At 70.1% G+C, this 15,959-nt stretch carries 13 protein-coding genes; 10 read left to right on the top strand and 3 right to left on the bottom strand.

The features are described 5' to 3' along the window. Positions 1 to 71: 71 nt before the first annotated feature. Positions 72 to 1,262: a glycosyltransferase gene (locus ACFV9D_RS32285; protein ID WP_385154173.1), complete on the bottom strand. Its 1,191-nt coding sequence runs from the start codon at positions 1,260 to 1,262 to the stop codon at positions 72 to 74. After that, a complete protein-coding gene (locus ACFV9D_RS32280; RefSeq protein ID WP_385154170.1) occupies positions 1,262 to 4,105 on the bottom strand; it encodes a CDP-glycerol glycerophosphotransferase family protein in 2,844 nt (947 codons plus the stop codon). Before ACFV9D_RS32280 ends, ACFV9D_RS32285 begins: the two co-directional genes overlap by 1 nt. Before the next feature lie 470 nt (positions 4,106 to 4,575). On the opposite strand from ACFV9D_RS32280, the gene ACFV9D_RS32275 reads away from it, so the two are divergent. The 8 genes from ACFV9D_RS32275 to ACFV9D_RS32240 all read left to right on the top strand — a co-directional run bounded on the left by ACFV9D_RS32275 (position 4,576) and on the right by ACFV9D_RS32240 (position 13,801). Continuing rightward, positions 4,576 to 7,053 carry a YfhO family protein gene (locus ACFV9D_RS32275; protein WP_385154167.1) on the top strand — a complete coding sequence of 826 codons (2,478 nt, stop codon included), beginning with the start codon at positions 4,576 to 4,578 and terminating at the stop codon, positions 7,051 to 7,053. After that, positions 7,050 to 8,063 carry a glycosyltransferase family 2 protein gene (locus ACFV9D_RS32270; RefSeq protein ID WP_385154164.1) on the top strand — a complete coding sequence of 338 codons (1,014 nt, stop codon included), beginning with the start codon at positions 7,050 to 7,052 and terminating at the stop codon, positions 8,061 to 8,063. The genes ACFV9D_RS32275 and ACFV9D_RS32270 overlap by 4 nt, the downstream gene beginning before the upstream one ends. 7 nt (positions 8,064 to 8,070) lie before the next feature. Beyond that, positions 8,071 to 8,508: a GtrA family protein gene (locus ACFV9D_RS32265; RefSeq protein ID WP_385154161.1), complete on the top strand. Its 438-nt coding sequence runs from the start codon at positions 8,071 to 8,073 to the stop codon at positions 8,506 to 8,508. Between the two features lie 122 nt (positions 8,509 to 8,630). After that, positions 8,631 to 9,758, top strand: coding sequence for a glutamate 5-kinase (gene proB, locus ACFV9D_RS32260; protein ID WP_385154158.1), 1,128 nt, complete (start codon positions 8,631 to 8,633; stop codon positions 9,756 to 9,758). Between the two features lie 271 nt (positions 9,759 to 10,029). Beyond that, a complete protein-coding gene (locus tag ACFV9D_RS32255; RefSeq protein WP_385154155.1) occupies positions 10,030 to 10,509 on the top strand; it encodes a hypothetical protein in 480 nt (159 codons plus the stop codon). A gap of 112 nt (positions 10,510 to 10,621) precedes the next feature. Then, positions 10,622 to 11,905, top strand: a complete 1,284-nt coding sequence (locus tag ACFV9D_RS32250; protein ID WP_385154152.1) for a glutamate-5-semialdehyde dehydrogenase — start codon at positions 10,622 to 10,624, stop codon at positions 11,903 to 11,905. A 112-nt stretch (positions 11,906 to 12,017) separates the two neighbouring features. Next, positions 12,018 to 12,623 (top strand): hypothetical protein, encoded by a 606-nt coding sequence (locus tag ACFV9D_RS32245; protein WP_385154149.1) that lies wholly within the window; start codon positions 12,018 to 12,020, stop codon positions 12,621 to 12,623. A gap of 98 nt (positions 12,624 to 12,721) precedes the next feature. After that, positions 12,722 to 13,801 carry a hypothetical protein gene (locus ACFV9D_RS32240; protein ID WP_385154147.1) on the top strand — a complete coding sequence of 360 codons (1,080 nt, stop codon included), beginning with the start codon at positions 12,722 to 12,724 and terminating at the stop codon, positions 13,799 to 13,801. On the opposite strand, the gene ACFV9D_RS32235 is transcribed toward ACFV9D_RS32240, so the two are convergent. Next, complete coding sequence (locus tag ACFV9D_RS32235) at positions 13,786 to 14,892, bottom strand: M48 family metallopeptidase (RefSeq protein WP_385154144.1); 1,107 nt, start codon at positions 14,890 to 14,892, stop codon at positions 13,786 to 13,788. The genes ACFV9D_RS32240 and ACFV9D_RS32235 overlap by 16 nt on opposite strands. Before the next feature lie 226 nt (positions 14,893 to 15,118). On the opposite strand from ACFV9D_RS32235, the gene ACFV9D_RS32230 reads away from it, so the two are divergent. Then, a complete protein-coding gene (locus ACFV9D_RS32230; RefSeq protein WP_329120641.1) occupies positions 15,119 to 15,283 on the top strand; it encodes a hypothetical protein in 165 nt (54 codons plus the stop codon). Between the two features lie 52 nt (positions 15,284 to 15,335). Next, on the top strand, positions 15,336 to 15,956 hold the full coding sequence (nadD, locus tag ACFV9D_RS32225) for a nicotinate-nucleotide adenylyltransferase (protein ID WP_329120643.1): 621 nt from the start codon (positions 15,336 to 15,338) through the stop codon (positions 15,954 to 15,956). The last annotated feature ends 3 nt before the right edge of the window (positions 15,957 to 15,959 follow it).

Here is a 15,959-nt window from a genome sequence, read left to right as displayed (position 1 = left end):
CGAAAGGGAGGACCGCCCGGCACGGGCGGTCCTCCCTTTCTCCGTCTCCGAACGCGCGGCCCGGACAGGCCCTAGCGGTCCAGCAGCGTGAAGAGGTTCTCCCAGCGGGCCACGATCTCGTCCGTCGAGTAGCGCTGGATGTCGACCCGGGCCCGCTCGCCCATGCGGTCGCGCAGTTCCTGGTCCGAGATCAGCTGCTCGAGCTTGCGGGCGAACTCGGCGGTGTTGCCGGGCGGCACGATGATGCCGTTCTCGCCGTCCGTGATGATCTCGCGGACACCGGGGGCGACATCGAAGGCGACACACGGCACGGCCGTGGCCATGGCCTCCATGAGGGCCAGCGGGAAGCCCTCGCCACGGGACGACAGGGCGAACACCGAGCTCTCCTTCAGAGCGCCGGGTACGTCACTGGTACGCCCCATCCACTCGACCGAGGAGGTCAGTCCCAGCTGCTCGCTCTGCTTCTTCAGCGCCGCCTCCTCCTCGCCGGAGCCGTAGAGGCGCAGGGTCCAGTCGGGGTGCCGGGGCGCCACCTCGGACCAGGCCTCGAGGAGCAGGTCGACGCCCTTCTCCTCGTGCAGACGGCCGATGCTGACCACGACCTTGGCCGACCGCGGTGACGGCTCGTCGGGGAAGAACGGGAGCGGGTTCGGCATCGACCCGACATGGTCGAAGCGCTGCCGGATCCAGAGGTCCGCGTCCTCGCGGGTCAGCGTCAGCATCCGGTCGACGTCCTGGTAGTACTGCTTGACCCGCTGGAAGCGGGACGAGTTGCGGCACGTCTCGAAGGACTCGTGGCTCATGCCGATCACACGCAGCCCCGCGGTGTCCGCGAGGGCGACCCACTCCATGGCCCAGACCTGCGTCACGATGACGACGGATCCCGGCCGGGCGGAGCGGAAGATGGCGCTGAGCTTGGCGGCCTCCCGGCGCATGCCGGCCTGGCGGGCGGCCCTGCGCCGGCGCTCGACGAGGTCGAGCTTGCCCTTGATGCCGCGCAGCGGCTTCAAGGACGGCGGGTGGACGTCGTACAGCGTCGTGGTCCGGTAGGGCACGTCACCGAGGTCGGCGCGGCGGCCCTCCGGGGCGGGAACGACGCCGACCACGTGCACCGCGTGTCCCTGCTCCGTGAAGAGCCGGGCCATCTGGTGCGACCAGCTGGTGATTCCGCCGAGCTCGTCGACGCTGTTGGAGACGAGGATGATGTCGCGGGACCCGGTGGTCTGCTCATCGGTCGTCGTCGTGGTCATCATCTGGGTCATCAACGGCTCCACCGGGAGAAGAACTGCTGCACGATGGACCGCGCGGCGTTGCCCTGGTCGTACTCGCCGAACTCGGCCACGAAGCGCTTGCGGGCGTCGCAGAACTCCCGGCCCTCGGACTCGAGGTTCCGCAACGCGGCGTGCAGCTCCTCCTCCGTCCGGAAGACCGGGCCGGGCGCGTGCTCGAGCAGGTCGAAGTACGTGCCACGGTCCTCGTGGACGTAGTTCTCGTAGTCGTACGTGAAGAACAGCATCGGCCGGTCGAGCAGCGCGTAGTCGAACATCACGGAGGAGTAGTCCGTGATCAGCGCGTCGGCGAGCTCCATCAGCGGCATCACGTCGTGCTCCGACGAGACGTCGATGATCTTGCCGGCCACGTTGGGCGGGAGCACCACGTGGTTGAAGTAGTGCGCGCGCACCAGCAGGACGAAGCGGTCGCCGAACTCCTCCGCGAAACGCTCCACGTCGAAGGGGAGGGCGAACTGGCTCTCCTTGCCCGACGTGCGGAACGTCGGCGCGTACAGCAGCACGGTCTTGTCCGCCGGGATCCCGAGCTTCTCGGCGAGCGGTCCGCGCACGCGGGTGCCCGCCTCCTCTTCCCGCTGCCTGGCCTGGACCAGCACGTCGTTGCGCGGGTAACCGGCCCGCAGCAGCGTCCGGTCCTTCAGCCGGAAGGCCTTGGCCAGCGTCCGCACGTCGTGCTCCGAACGCACCAGGAAGTGGTCGAAGCGGTCGAGGTGGGTCTGCTGGGCCGCCTGCTGCTGGCGGGTCTTCGCCTTGAGGTTGGGCTGGTCGAAGCCCATCTTCTTGAGCGCGGAGCCGTGCCAGGTCTGGATGTACGTCGTCTCGGGACGCTTGGCCAGACGCAGCGGATAGCTCTGGTTGTCCACCCAGAACTCGGCGCGGGCCAGGGCCTTCAGATACGGCAGCGACCAGCGGCGTACCAGCTGGGCGTCCTTGGGGAAGTCCTTCGGGCTCCCCGCGTACGACCAGACGGCCTGGAAGTCCAGGCCCTGCCTGCGCATCTCTTCGTAGATCGCGCGCGGGCTGTCGCTGTACTGCTTGCCCAGCTGGCTCTCGAAGACGACCGTCCGCTTCTTGACGGGCATCCGGCTGTAGACCTCGTGGTAGAGCCGCAGCTTGGTCTCACCGGAGGTGAGCGTCTTGCGCAGCTCCTTGGCGCGGCGGTACCCGGACTTGACGAGCTGCCCGGGCTTGCCCTGCAGACCGCGCTGGAGCAGCTCCTCGATCCGGTCGCTGTCGCCCTTGGCGGACAGGTGGAAGGCGAGGTGTCCCTTGGCGGTGGGGTGGGGCTCTATGCGGTCGCCCACCAGGCGCGTCAGTCGCGGCTTCACGGGGAGCGCGCCGCCGCCCAGGTCGTTCTGCTCGACGGTGAGGCGGGTCTGGGTGCGTACCCCGTTCACCGTGAGGTTGACGCGGACGTCCCACACCGAGTCGATGATGCCGAGGGGGCGCAGCTTGGCGCTGATGTCGGCCTGGGTCGCCCAGTGGATGGTCTCGCCGTCGTGACGCAGGGTCGTGACGGGGAAGACGAACGTCTGCAGGCTGCGACGACGGGCCTGGAACTCCAGCTCCGCCGTGAGCGTGTCTCCGGGCTTGACGATCTCCAGCGGGTTGGTGATCCGGCCGGCGAGCCGAGCGGTGCCGTCGGACTCCGTGTACTCGGTGAGCTCGTTGCGCAGGAACAGCTGGTTGATCGGCTTCTGGTGGTAACCGAGCTCTGTGACGTCCAGCACCTCGCGGCCGCGCTCGTCGTCGAGGTGCTCGGCGCACCAGTAGATACGACCGTCGCGCTCGACGAGCGGCGAGGAGAGCTTGTTGCGGTGGATCAGGGTGTCCACGGCGGGCAGCAGGTTGTCCCAGTCGCCCTTCTCCAGGAGGTACGCGCAGATCGCCTGGATCTTGGCGGCCTTGCCGTACGCCTCGCGGTCCAGTCCCTCGAGGTACGCGAGGGAGAGCTCGGCGAACTCGCGGCGGTACGCCTCGTCCCGGAACGGAAGATCACGCAGATGGAGGACGAGGTCGTGCTTGAGGAACTTGACGTCCTTGGCCGTCCGCATCTCCTCCATGCCGTGCTGGTCGAGGAGCGCGTCGATGCGGCGGTGGATCTCCAGCCGGTGCTGGTAGTTCCGCATGTCGTGCCGGCTGTTGGTGACCGACTTCACCTTGGCCTGCTCGTAGACGTGCCAGAAGTAGACCTGGTTCGGGATGAGGGTGATCTTCTTCGCGGCGAGGTAGGCCTCGGCGATGAACATCAGGTCCTCGTAGAACATCCCCTTGGGGAAGCGGAGCGCGTTGTCGACGAGGAAGTCGCGGCGGTAGCACTTGTTCGTGGAGAGCGTGTCCCAGACGAACAGGTCGGGGAGCTCGGCGACCGAGTCCAGGGTGCGCGTCGTCGAGTAGAGCCACGGGTACCACTCGTTGCGCTTCTCGGTGCGCGTGTCCTTGGTGAGGCGTACGCAGAGGCCGGACACCAGGTCGGCCTGCGTCTCCTCGGCGGCCGAGACCATGTTGCGGCAGGCGTTGAGCTCCAGGACGTCGTCGCTGTCGAGGAACATGACGTACCGGCCCCGCGCGTGGCCGATGCCGACGTTACGGGGCTCACCGCCCGCGCCGCTGTTCTCGGGCAGCTGGTAGGCCCGGACCTGCTCCGGGTGGGCGGCTGCCAGTTCCTGGGCGACTTCGAAGGTGCGGTCCTTGCTGCAGTCGTCGACGATCACGACTTCGACGCTCTGCAGTGTCTGGTCCAACACCGATCGCACGGCCGTAGGAAGACGCTCTGCGTCGTTGTAGGCGATGACGATCACTGAGACGTCAGGCACTGGCACCTCGATCCACTTGTCTTGCGCAGGCTGCCTCAACGGTACCTCGCGTTCACTTTCCGACGGTCCGATGCTCTGGGAGGCGTCCGGGCCGGGAGCCCGGGCCTGTGCGATCGGTGACTCTCCCCGATCGGATTCGTCGATTTTAAGGGGCAACCCATTCGGCTCCGTTCCCGTCTAGCAGATGCGTGCAGATGAGGCCTTAGCTTATTTGTGCAACCATTTCCTGACAGAGGGTTACGGACGGTACAAATGCGAACCAGGTGGGACATTCAGGGGGCGGGGGGCCTTCAGGAATGCGAGACCCATGGACGGCCCCCATGCTGAATCCCTCACCTGGCACGGTCTCCCCTCGGCGGGGTGCCGCGGACCCCACCTCACCTGCGACATCGCCATCACCGGGCACCCGGGAACCCCGCCGGAACCGAAGATCGCGGCTCGCCGCTCCCTGGTTCGCCGCGCTGGCGTCCATGGGCGCGTACTGCCTGGCCATGGCCGTGCAGGGCACCTATCCCTTCGGTGGCCGGTCCCGCGCGGTGAACGACCTCGGCAACCAGTTCGTGCCGTTCCATGCCCGCCTCCGCGACCTGATGCACGGCGACACCAGCGGCGACCTCTTCTTCAACTGGGCAAGCGGTTACGGCACACCGTTTCTTGCGGACTTCTTCACGTACTTGATGAACCCGTTCTCGTGGCTGGTCGGGGTCTTCCCCCGAGGCAGCGTCGAGTTCCCCGTGTTCCTTGTCACCCTCCTCAGCGTCGGACTCGCCGCCGGGCTGATGACCGTTTTCCTGGGCCGGATCCACGCCGGCAGCCCCTGGCTGCGCGCCCTGCTCTCCGTCGGCTTCGGACTGAGCGCCTGGATGGTCACGGACGGCTTCTCCGACCCCATGTGGATGTGGGGCCTGGTCGCCTTCCCGGTCCTGGGCATCGCCTACGACTGGTGCCTGAACCGCCGGCGCTGGGTGCTGGGCGCGCTGCTCGTGACCGCCTGCTGGGCGGGCAACTTCTACACCGCGGCCATGGCCACCCTCGGCATGGGGCTCGTCCTGCTGGTACGCGTGCTGCTGGACGGGCGGCCCGTCGCGGAGCGCCTCCGCGTCCTCGCGCGCGCCGCCTCCATGACCGTCACCGGAGTACTGCTGGCCGCCCCCGTGCTCACGGTGAGCCTCAAGGCGAGCAAGCTGGCCCAGCCCGCGCCCGACGCCACCTACAAGGGACCGCCGGCCCTCACCGAGTACCTGGCGCACCTCATCCCCGGCGGGCTGATCGGCCGGGCACCTCACATCTCCGTCGGCATGCTCGCACTGCTCCTGATCGCCACGTACCCGTTCATCGGCCGGGCGCCGCGCAAGGAGCGGATCATGTGGCTGGGCCTGATCGCGGTCATGGGCGCCTCGCTGGTCTGGCGGCCCACGATCCTGCTCTGGCACGGACTGGCCATACCCAATGGCAGCCCCTACCGCGCCGCGATCGCCCTCACCGCCGTACTCGTCTGCGTCGCCTGGCTGGCGCTCGCCCGCCGGCCCCGCCCCGCCGAGCTGCTCCGCGGCGCCGCCGTGGTCCTGGTCCTGACCGCCTGCGTGAGCACCACCACGTACATGACCCGCGGACCCTGGCTCCTCGCCGCCGGCGGACTGGTCTTCCTCGCCCTGCTCCTCGCGCTGCACCGCTACCGGGACGACCGCCGGGTACGGCAGGGGCTGACCGTCGCCCTGGCCGGAACCGTCTTCCTCTCCGCGACGTGCGCCGTCCTGACCACGACGCGGCTCCGCGACTCCATGGCCTGGTGGCAGCCCAAGCGCACGTACGACAGCCGGTCCCTGGCCGCGTACGACCAGCTGAAGGCCGCGGACGCGTGGCCCATGAGCCGTACCGACCCCGGCCCGCACGAGTTCGCCAACAACGACCCCATGCTGCTCGCCGGTCAGGGCGGCTCGTACTACAGCAGCTATCTGCCCGCGACGACCGCCGACGCCCTGCAACGGCTCGGTGCCGGCTGGTACATCCAGGGACGCCACACGCTCAGCTTCGAGGACCCGGCCGGCCGCGCGATCATGGGTGTGAGCAGCTACCTCGACCGGAAGCGCGGACCGGCCAGGTTCGTCCAGCGCTCCGCCGCCGCCCCGCCCGTCGTCACGCTGCGTCCCCCGGGCACGCCCCTCGACGGGGCCACCGGCGACGCCTCCGTCTTCGCCCGCCAGGAGCGGGTGCTGGGCGCGAAGCTCTACGAGGTGCCCGCGTTCGTCCGTGCCGGAGCCATAGCGCCGGGCGGTGCGGACACCGCGTTCGTCCCGGGCCGCGGGTGGCCGCTGAAGGCGGACCGTCCGCGCGGCGCCGGCGCGACGTTCACCGCGACCTGCACCGCGGGCACGGAGGCCTACCTGTACGCGCCCTGGCTGGGCGGACGGGTCCAGGCGCTCGGCACGACCGTCAAGGCGACCGGCAGGGACACGATGACCAGCAACCCGCTGATCCGCCTCGGGACCGTCCCCGCCGACGGCAGGATCACGGTCAAGATCCACTCGACCCGCGGTCAGTTCATCCCGAAGAGCCCCGTCGGCTGCCTCGACCGGGCCGCGCTGGACCGCACCGTGCGCCATCTGCGCGACACCGGACCCGACCGGATCGAAGCCGCCGGCCACAGCATCAGCGCCACGTTCGCGCCCGGAACCAAGGGCACCGCGGTCGTCTCCGTGCCGGCCGGCGCCGGCTGGCGCTGCTCGGTCGACGGCGGCGAGCCGCGCCCGCCCCGGACGCTCGGCGGGCTGATGGCCGTGGAGCTGGGAGACGGCGCCTCGCGGCTGTCCTGTTCCTTCCGCACCCCCGGGCTGAGGCCCGGCCTCGCGGCGAGCGGCGCCGCCGTGGCACTGCTCCTCGTCGTGGCCGTGGGCCACACCCTTCGCACTCGTACTGCTCGCTCATCGCCCAGGAGCCGACGCTCATGACCAAGATCTCCGTCGTTGTCCCCTGCTTCAACGAAGAAGCGGTGATCGACCGGTTCGACGCCCGGATCCGTGAGGTCCTCGCCGCCCTGCCCGTCGAGTACGAGCTCTGCTACGTCGACGACGGCAGCGAGGACGGCACGGCCCTCCGGCTGCGCGCCATCGCCGCCGAGTTCGGGAAGGAGACCCGCTACGTCTCCTTCAGCCGGAACTTCGGCAAGGAGGCCGCGATGCTCGCCGGGCTGCGCGAGGCCACCGGCGACGCCGTCGTGATCATGGACGCGGATCTCCAGCACCCGCCGGAGCTCATCGCGCGGATGCTCGACCTCTACGAGCGGGGCCACGACCAGATCATCGCCCGGCGCACCCGCGAAGGCGACAAAAAGGTCCGCTCCGCCCTGAGCAGGCTCTACTACCGCGCGGTCAACAAATGGGTGGACGTCGAACTCACCGACGGCGTGGGAGACTTCCGTATGCTCTCCCGCCCGGCCGTCGACGCGCTGCTGTCGCTGCCCGAATACAACCGCTTCTCCAAGGGACTCTTCTCCTGGATCGGCTTCGACACGGTCACCTTCGACTACCAGAACGCCGCGCGCGAGGCGGGCGAGACGAAGTGGAAGTTCGGCTCCCTGCTCAACTACGGCATGGACGGGCTGATCTCCTTCAACAACCGGCCGCTGCGCATCGCGATCTGGCTCGGTCTCACGCTGGTCGGGGTGGCCGCGCTGTACGCCGTCTGGATCACGGTGGCCGCGATCACCCAGGGCGTCAGCGCCCCCGGTTACGTGACCCTCGTGGCGATCATCGTCGGACTCGGCGGCGTCCAGATGGTCATGCTGGGCCTGATCGGCGAGTACATCGGCCGCATCTACTACGAGACCAAGCGCCGACCGCACTTCCTGGTGAGGGAGACCCACCGCTCCCAGGCGACCCGCCCGATCGCCGGCAGCGCCTACGCCGCCGGCCGCAGCGACGGCCGCGCCCGCGTCGTGGCCACCGAACGGGAGATGTGACGCCCTGATGCGCGGTCAGCTCGGACAGATCGTCCGCTTCGGTGTCGTGGGCGGGATCAACACCGGCACGTTCTACGGCTGCTACCTGCTCCTGCACCCGTGGATGCCGTACTTCGCCGCCTACTCCATCGCCTTCGTGCTCAGCATGATCGGCTCGTTCTTCCTCAACACCTACTTCACCTACCGCACCCGGCCGACCTGGAAGAAGTTCGCGCTCTTCCCGCTCACCAACGTCACCAACTACCTGGTGCAGAGCGTCGGCCTCTACGCCCTGGTGACCTGGGCCGGGATGGACGACCGGATCGCCCCGCTGGTCGCGGCGGTCGTGGCCATCCCCTTCACCTACCTGCTGTCGCGGAAGATCCTCGTGCCCGGCGGCAGGACGGCGGAGACCGGCCCCGCCGACGACACCGAAGTCGCGTCGGACACCGTCGCCACCCGCTGACGGAACACGCCTCGGCGCCGCCCGCCCGTTTCATCCACCGAAATGGGCGGGCGGCGGCCGTCCCGGCTCGCGTAGATTGCGCGTGACATCCGAGTGAGGCGACGCAGGTGACGGCGGTACAGGTGACAGTGGCAAGGCAGTACGTGACGGAAGCCCGCAGGATCGTCGTCAAGGTCGGCTCGTCCTCACTGACCACCGCGTCCGGCGGCCTCGACGCCGACCGGGTCGACGCCCTCGTCGACGTCCTCGCCAAGGTCCGCAGCGGCGGCGAGAAGGAGATCGTGCTCGTCTCCTCCGGTGCCATCGCCGCCGGCCTCGCCCCGCTCGGCCTCACCCGCCGCCCCAAGGACCTCGCCCGCCAGCAGGCCGCCGCCAGCGTCGGCCAAGGCCTCCTGGTCGCCCGCTACACCGCCTCCTTCGCGCGGTACGGCGTACGCGTCGGACAGGTGCTGCTCACCACCGACGACACCAGTCGGCGCGCGCACTACCGCAACGCCTACCGGACCCTCGACCAGCTCCTCGCCATGGGCGCCCTGCCGGTCGTCAACGAGAACGACACCGTCGCCACCGACGAGATCCGCTTCGGCGACAACGACCGGCTCGCCGCCCTCGTCGCCCATCTCGTCCGCGCCGACCTGCTGGTGCTGCTCTCGGACGTCGACGGGCTCTACGACGGGGACCCCGCCAAGCCCGGCACCTCGCGGATCGCCGAAGTGGCCGGCCCCGAGGACATCGCCCATGTCGAGATCGGCTCCGCGGGCAAGGCGGGAGTCGGCACCGGCGGCATGGTCACCAAGGTCGAGGCCTCCCGGATCGCCGCCGCCGCGGGCATCCCCGTGGTCCTCACCTCCGCCAGCCGCGCCGCCGACGCCCTGACCGGCCGCGACACCGGCACGTACTTCCACCGCACCGGCCGGCGCTCCGCCGACCGGCTGCTGTGGCTCGCCCACGCCTCCACCCCGCAGGGCCACCTGACCCTGGACGAGGGCGCGGTGCGGGCCGTCGTCCAGGGCAAGAAGTCGCTCCTCGCGGCCGGAATCGCCGCCGTCGAGGGGGAGTTCGTGGCGGGCGACCCGGTCGAGCTCCGCGACACCGACGGCCGGGCCGTCGCCCGCGGTCTCGTCAACTTCGACGCCAAGGAGCTCCCCCGAATGCTCGGCCGTTCCACGCCCGAGCTCGCCAAGGAGCTGGGCCCGGAGTACGAGCGGGAGGTCGTCCACCGCGACGACCTGGTCGTCGTCCGGGGCTGACCCGGCTCGTCGTCCGGGGTCGGCCGGGGTCGGCGCTCGGGTCTCTCGTCCGGGCCTGCCCCGAGGGGTGGCGGCGGGGTGGCGCCGGGGGTGGCTGCCGGGGTGGCGGTCGAGGGATGCGCCCGGGTGTGGGGAAACGGCTGAAACTCCGGCCATCCGGTAGAGACCTTTACCAAAACCGCCCCACGTACCGCCTCGGGCTGGTCAACTTTGTCTCGGGGGCAAGACAAGGCGGGGTACAGCACCACACGCATCAAACAGGAGGCCGCCGGTGAGACGAGCGCGCCCAGGGGCACCGCCCCGCGGGACAGCCGAACGCGCCCTGACCAGTGTCGAGGCCGGAGCCGACTTCGACGAGGGACAGGACACCGAGACAGCTGAGGCACGCGGTGAGGAGCGGACGGTGGTCGCCTCGAAGCTCTGGCACATCACCCTCAGCGTCTCGGGGGCCGAGGCCCCACTGAAGGAGGTCAGGCGCGCCCTGGAGCAACTGGCCCACGACCATCCCTTCCTGCTGACCAGTCGCTACGCCAATGATCACGCGGAGATCCGCTACTGGGAAGAGGCCCGTGACCTGCACGATGCCGCGGCCGTCGCGCTGCGGCTGTGGGGCGAGCACCGGCAGACGGCCAAGCTGCCGCCCTGGGAGATCGTCGGCCTCGAGGTCATCGACCGCGAGACCTACCACCAGCGCATCGCCGAGGGCTACGGCCCGCCGCCGGCCGCCCCGGTGGGGGTCCACCCGTACTGACGGGCGCCTCGTCCCCCGGGGGCGTCTCATGGCGTCTCGGTGGCGTCTCGCAGTGCGGGATACGTACGGGATACGTGCGGGATGTCCGCAGGGGTGCCAGTACCCTGCGGACATGACCTCGCTCACGCCCCTCGACAACCTGTCTCCGGTCACCCGGGCCGCCTACCAGGCCCGCGGGGCCGCCGCCGAAATCGCGCCACTTCCGCGCGCGGCGAAGGACGACGCCCTGCTCGCCATCGCGGACGCGCTGGAGGTCCGTGCCGCCGAGATCGTCGAGGCCAACGCCGAGGACGTCGCCCGCGCCCGCGAGGCCGGCACCAGCGAGTCGATCATCGACCGGCTCACCCTCACCCCGGAGCGGGTGAGGGCCATCGCCGCCGACGTCCGTGACGTGGCCGCCCTGCCCGACCCGGTCGGCGAGGTCGTCCGCGGCTCGACCCTCCCGAACGGCATCGACCTGCGCCAGGTCCGCGTCCCGCTCGGCGTCGTCGGCATCATCTACGAGGCCCGGCCGAACGTGACCGTGGACGCGGCCGCCCTCTGCCTCAAGTCCGGCAACGCCGTCCTGCTGCGCGGCTCGTCCTCCGCCTACGCCTCCAACACCGCCCTGGTCAAGGTCCTGCGCGACGCCGTCGGCGGCGCGGGCCTGCCCGCGGATGCGATCCAGCTCGTCCCCGGCGAGTCCCGCGAGTCGGTACGGGAACTGATGCGCGCCCGCGGCCTCGTCGACGTCCTCATCCCGCGCGGCGGTGCCTCCCTCATCCGTACGGTCGTCGAGGAGTCCACCGTCCCCGTCATCGAGACCGGCACCGGCAACTGCCACGTCTACGTCGACGCCCAGGCCGATCTGGACATGGCCGTCGACATCCTGATCAACTCCAAGGCCCAGCGGCCCAGCGTCTGCAACGCCGCCGAGACCCTCCTCGTCCACAAGGACATCGCCGAGGCCTTCCTGCCCCGGGCGCTCGCCGCCCTCGCCGACGCCGGCGTCACCGTCCACGCCGACGAGCGGATCCTCGCCCACGCCGAGGGCTCCAAGGCCACCGTCGTCCCCGCGACCCCGGAGGACTGGGAGACCGAGTACCTCTCCTACGACATCGCCGCTGCCGTCGTCGACTCGCTCGACAAGGCCGTCGAGCACATCCGGCTCTGGTCCTCCGGCCACACCGAGGCCATCGTGACCACCTCGCAGGCCGCCGCCCGCCGCTTCACCCAGCTGGTCGACTCCACGACGGTCGCCGTCAACGCGTCCACCCGTTTCACCGACGGCGGCCAGTTCGGCTTCGGCGCCGAGATCGGCATCTCGACGCAGAAACTCCACGCACGCGGGCCCATGGGCCTGCCGGAGCTGACCTCCACGAAGTACATCGTCACCGGCGACGGTCACACGCGGTAACCCCCGATTCCCCCGTTCGGCTCCGCTCCCGCGGGGCCCGGGGGCCCCGGACGGGCAGGGATAGTTCGCACTCTCCCTGCCCAAAACCACCTCCCAGGTCTACTCTGAAACGGTGCCGGACGACGTGGGGGGCAGGCCGTTCCCGGACGGCGGGGACCCTGAGAACTCTGACAACCGCGGGGGCGCGGACGAGGACTTCGCCACCGTGGTGTTCGACGAGGACTTCGTACGGGCAGCCGAGGTCCATGAGCCCACCGCCGTGGAGCGTCTCCTGGCGGCCGCACAGGCCCGCGCCGAGGCGGAGGCCGCCCGCGCCAGGGCCGGCGGGGGAGCGGGCGAGGACGAGCTCCACGAGGACGGCTACGACCCCTCGGACCCCTTCAGCAGCCCGTACGCCGACGGGTACGACCCTTACGACCCCGACGACGACTCCGGACCGTACGGACGCCACGGCGGTGCCCTGCGCCCCTACCGGGGCAGCGCCCGCTGGCACCGCCCGGTCGCCTGGGTGCTCGCCCTCGTGATGGGCGTCGGCATGGTCGCCCTCGCCTTCACCGCGGTCTACCGCGGTGCCTCCGCCAACCGCCAGGACCAGGTCCCGGCCCCCGCCACCACCGGCATCGACAAGCCGCGCGCCGTCCCTCCCGCGGTCACCGCCCCCTCGGCCTCCGCCGAGTACTCGGCGCCCCCCGTCTCCGCCGTTCCCCGCACTCCCTGAGCCCGCCGGACCCCGGGGAGAGCCATCCGTCGGAAATCTTCCGAACTTGTCGTGTACCTGGGCGTTTACCAGGGCTTCCGCGGACCTACTCTGAAGGTATGGCAGGGCGTGGCGACCCGCCTGAGGGGCCGGCACCCGACCCCGGCGGTGGTGAGGACGAGTACCGATCCGTCGTCTTCGACGAGTCGTTCGTCCGTGCTGCCCGGCTCCAGGAGTTCTCCGCCGAGGAGCGGATGGGTGAGCATTCCCAGGCCGTGCGCTCCCGCTCCACCTGGGAGGCCAGAAGCGGCTCCCGCCAGGCCGTCCTGCTGGTGCTGCTGATCCTCCTCGCCTTCGGAACGGCCATCTATCTCGGCGTGCGCAACCCCTACCAGCCCCCGATGGACCAGCGCGCCGAACAGCTGCGGATCACCCTGGTCCCGCTGGCCCCACAGGGCCCCGTCGCGGGCGGTCAGCCCGCCCAGCTGTTCGCCCGCAGTCCCGCGGCCGAGTACCGCACCGGAGCCGCCGGTATCAACCTCCCGGTCGCCGGACGCACCACCCACTTCTCGGAGAGCCAGGTGGTGACCGCCCTGACCATCGCCAAGGACTACCTCGTCGCCTCCTCCCTGGAGCCCGACGTGCTGGCCGGCGTGACCGTCCGTCCCGCCCGGCTGCTGCTCGACCCCGACCAGCTGGCGCAGTTCGACCGGAGCGTCGAGTCCTCGCTCGACGACGGCCGCCACGCGGTGTCCGGCTGGCTGGTGCGGTTCGACCCGGCCAAGGTCGCCCTCGCCGACCCCATGGTCCGCGTCCAGGGCACCCTCCGCTTCGCCGAGACGGGCACGGACATGCTGGAGGTCACCGCGGACCACACGTTCACCTACGCCCTGCGCCCCGCCACCTCGGGCACCGGCCCGGTGGGGCAGGCATCCCTGTACACGGTCCACCGCGAGATGCACTTCCGCTTCGACCGTGAGGACCTGCGCATGCACCGCGCGGAACTGGTGACCAGCACCGTCCAGGCGGGCCCGCAGGCATGCGGAGCCGACACCAGCGGCACTCTCCACCCACTCCTGGCGGGCGAGCGGACGACCTCCTCCGGCGACCCGGCCGTCACCGACCCGTACGCCACGGGCCGGCCCGCCGTCTCCTCGCTCTGCGGGACCCTGGCCCCGAACGCTCAGCCCTCGCTCTGACCGCTGCCGCCGGCGCCATCGCTGCTGGTGCTGCCCGTGCTGCCGTTCTGGCCGCCGCCGAACCGGCTGCGCAGCTTCCCGCCCAGGTCGCCCGCCAGATCGCCCGCGCCACCGGCTATGTCGCCGACCAGCTTCATCAGCGGATCCTTGCTGGTGCGCACCGATTCGGCGTAATGCCCGGCCGATTCCCGGAACGAGTCGGTCACGGAGGTGTCCTTGTCCTCCGACCGCCGCGGGTAGTGCCCGTCCATGATCCGCTGGTAGTCGCGGGTCTCGGACCACTTCTTCAGCTCGGCCGCGCGGACCGCGGTGAAGGGGTGCGTGCGCGGCAGCACGTTGAGGATCTTCAGGACGGAGTCGCGCAGGTCGCCGCCCTTCTCGTACTCGTCGGCCTGGGCGAGGAACGCGTCCACGTTCATCTCGTGCAGGTGGTTGCCGCCGGCGATCTTCATCAGACCGCGCATCGAGGCCTGGAGGTCCTGACCGACGAGGAGCCCCGCCCGGTCCGCCGAGAGCTCGGACTTGCGGAACCACTCCCGCAGCGCCGTCACGATCGCCATGATCGCCACGTTCCCGAGCGGGATCCAGGCGATCTTGACCGCCAGGCTGGTGAGGAACAGCAGGATCGTGCGGTACACGGAGTGACCGGAGAGGGCGTGACCCACCTCGTGGCCGACGACCGCCCGCATCTCCTCCTCGTCGAGCAGCTCCACCAGCCCGGTGGTGACCACGATGATCGGCTCGTCAAGGCCGATGCACATCGCGTTCGGCTTCGGGTCCTGGGTGACGTACATCGGCGGGACCTTCTCCAGGTCCAGGATGTAACACGCGTCCCTCAGCATGTCGTTGAGATGCGAGAACTGCGCCTCGCTCACCCGCACGGAGTCGGAGAGGAACAGCAGTCGAAGGCTGCGCTCGGGCAGCAGCCCGCTCAGCGCCTTGAAGACCGTGTCGAAGCCGGTGAGCTTGCGCAGGGCGACGAGCGCCGAGCGGTCGGCCGGATGCTCGTAGGCCCGCGAGGAGATGCCGGGGAAGCGCTTGCGCTGCCTGCTCGGCACGTTCTCGTTTCCGTTGTCGGTCTTCTCGGTCATGGATGCCCCCTGTTCGTACGAGTCCTTGCTCGTCCCCCTGACGAATCCCAGCCTAGGCGCTGGGGCCACCGAGCGCCGGAGCCTGTGGATAACTCGGGCACAGCGGACAACCGCGGAGTACGACCGCCATGACAACGACTGAGTCGGCGTGAGCGTGCCCGGACGGCCCGCATACGATGTGCGCGAAGTCTCCGCTCCCATCCCCGATCGATAGGTCCTGCTGACGATGAGCCTCCACAGCACCGCCGCCAACCTGGTCTCGCTCGCCGAGGGTGCCGCCGAGCACGGTGGCAACCACGACAGCCTCAACCCGTACCTCACCGGTTTCGGCGCGCTCGGTGCGCTGCTTCTGCTGCTGTGGATCACCACCCGCTTCAACCGCGACCGCTGAGCCGGCGACCGCGGATCGGACGTTCGAAGCCGTGCCAGTAGGCTCTGCACGCATGGGAGAGCAGGAAGTGCCTACTGGCGGCCGCGGCAAGCGCCGACTCGGCGTGATGGGCGGAACGTTCGACCCGATCCACCACGGACACCTGGTGGCCGCCAGCGAGGTGGCCGCCCTGTTCCACCTCGACGAGGTGGTGTTCGTTCCGACCGGGCAGCCCTGGCAGAAGAGCCACAAGGCCGTCTCGGCGGCCGAGGACCGCTATCTGATGACGGTCATCGCCACCGCGTCCAACCCGCAGTTCTCGGTCAGCCGCATCGACATCGACCGCGGCGGTGCGACGTACACCATCGACACCCTGCGGGACCTGCGCTCCCTCAACAGCGACTCGGACCTCTTCTTCATCACCGGGGCCGACGCGCTGTCGCAGATCCTCACGTGGCGCGATGCCGAGGAGCTCTTCTCGCTCGCCCACTTCATCGGCGTCACCCGGCCGGGCCACGACCTCACGGACGACGGACTGCCCAAGGGCGGGGTCTCGCTCGTCGAGGTTCCCGCGCTCGCGATCTCCTCCACCGACTGCCGGGCGAGGGTCGCGCAGGGCGACCCGGTCTGGTATTTGGTGCCGGACGGCGTGGTGCGCTACATCGACAAGCGCCAGTTGTACCGCGGCGAGTGAGCC

This window comes from Streptomyces sp. NPDC059875 (assembly GCF_042731085.1).
Taxonomy (GTDB): domain Bacteria; phylum Actinomycetota; class Actinomycetes; order Streptomycetales; family Streptomycetaceae; genus Streptomyces.
Note: the sequence above shows the minus strand (reverse complement) of the source record. Positions and strands in the feature narration are given on the sequence as shown.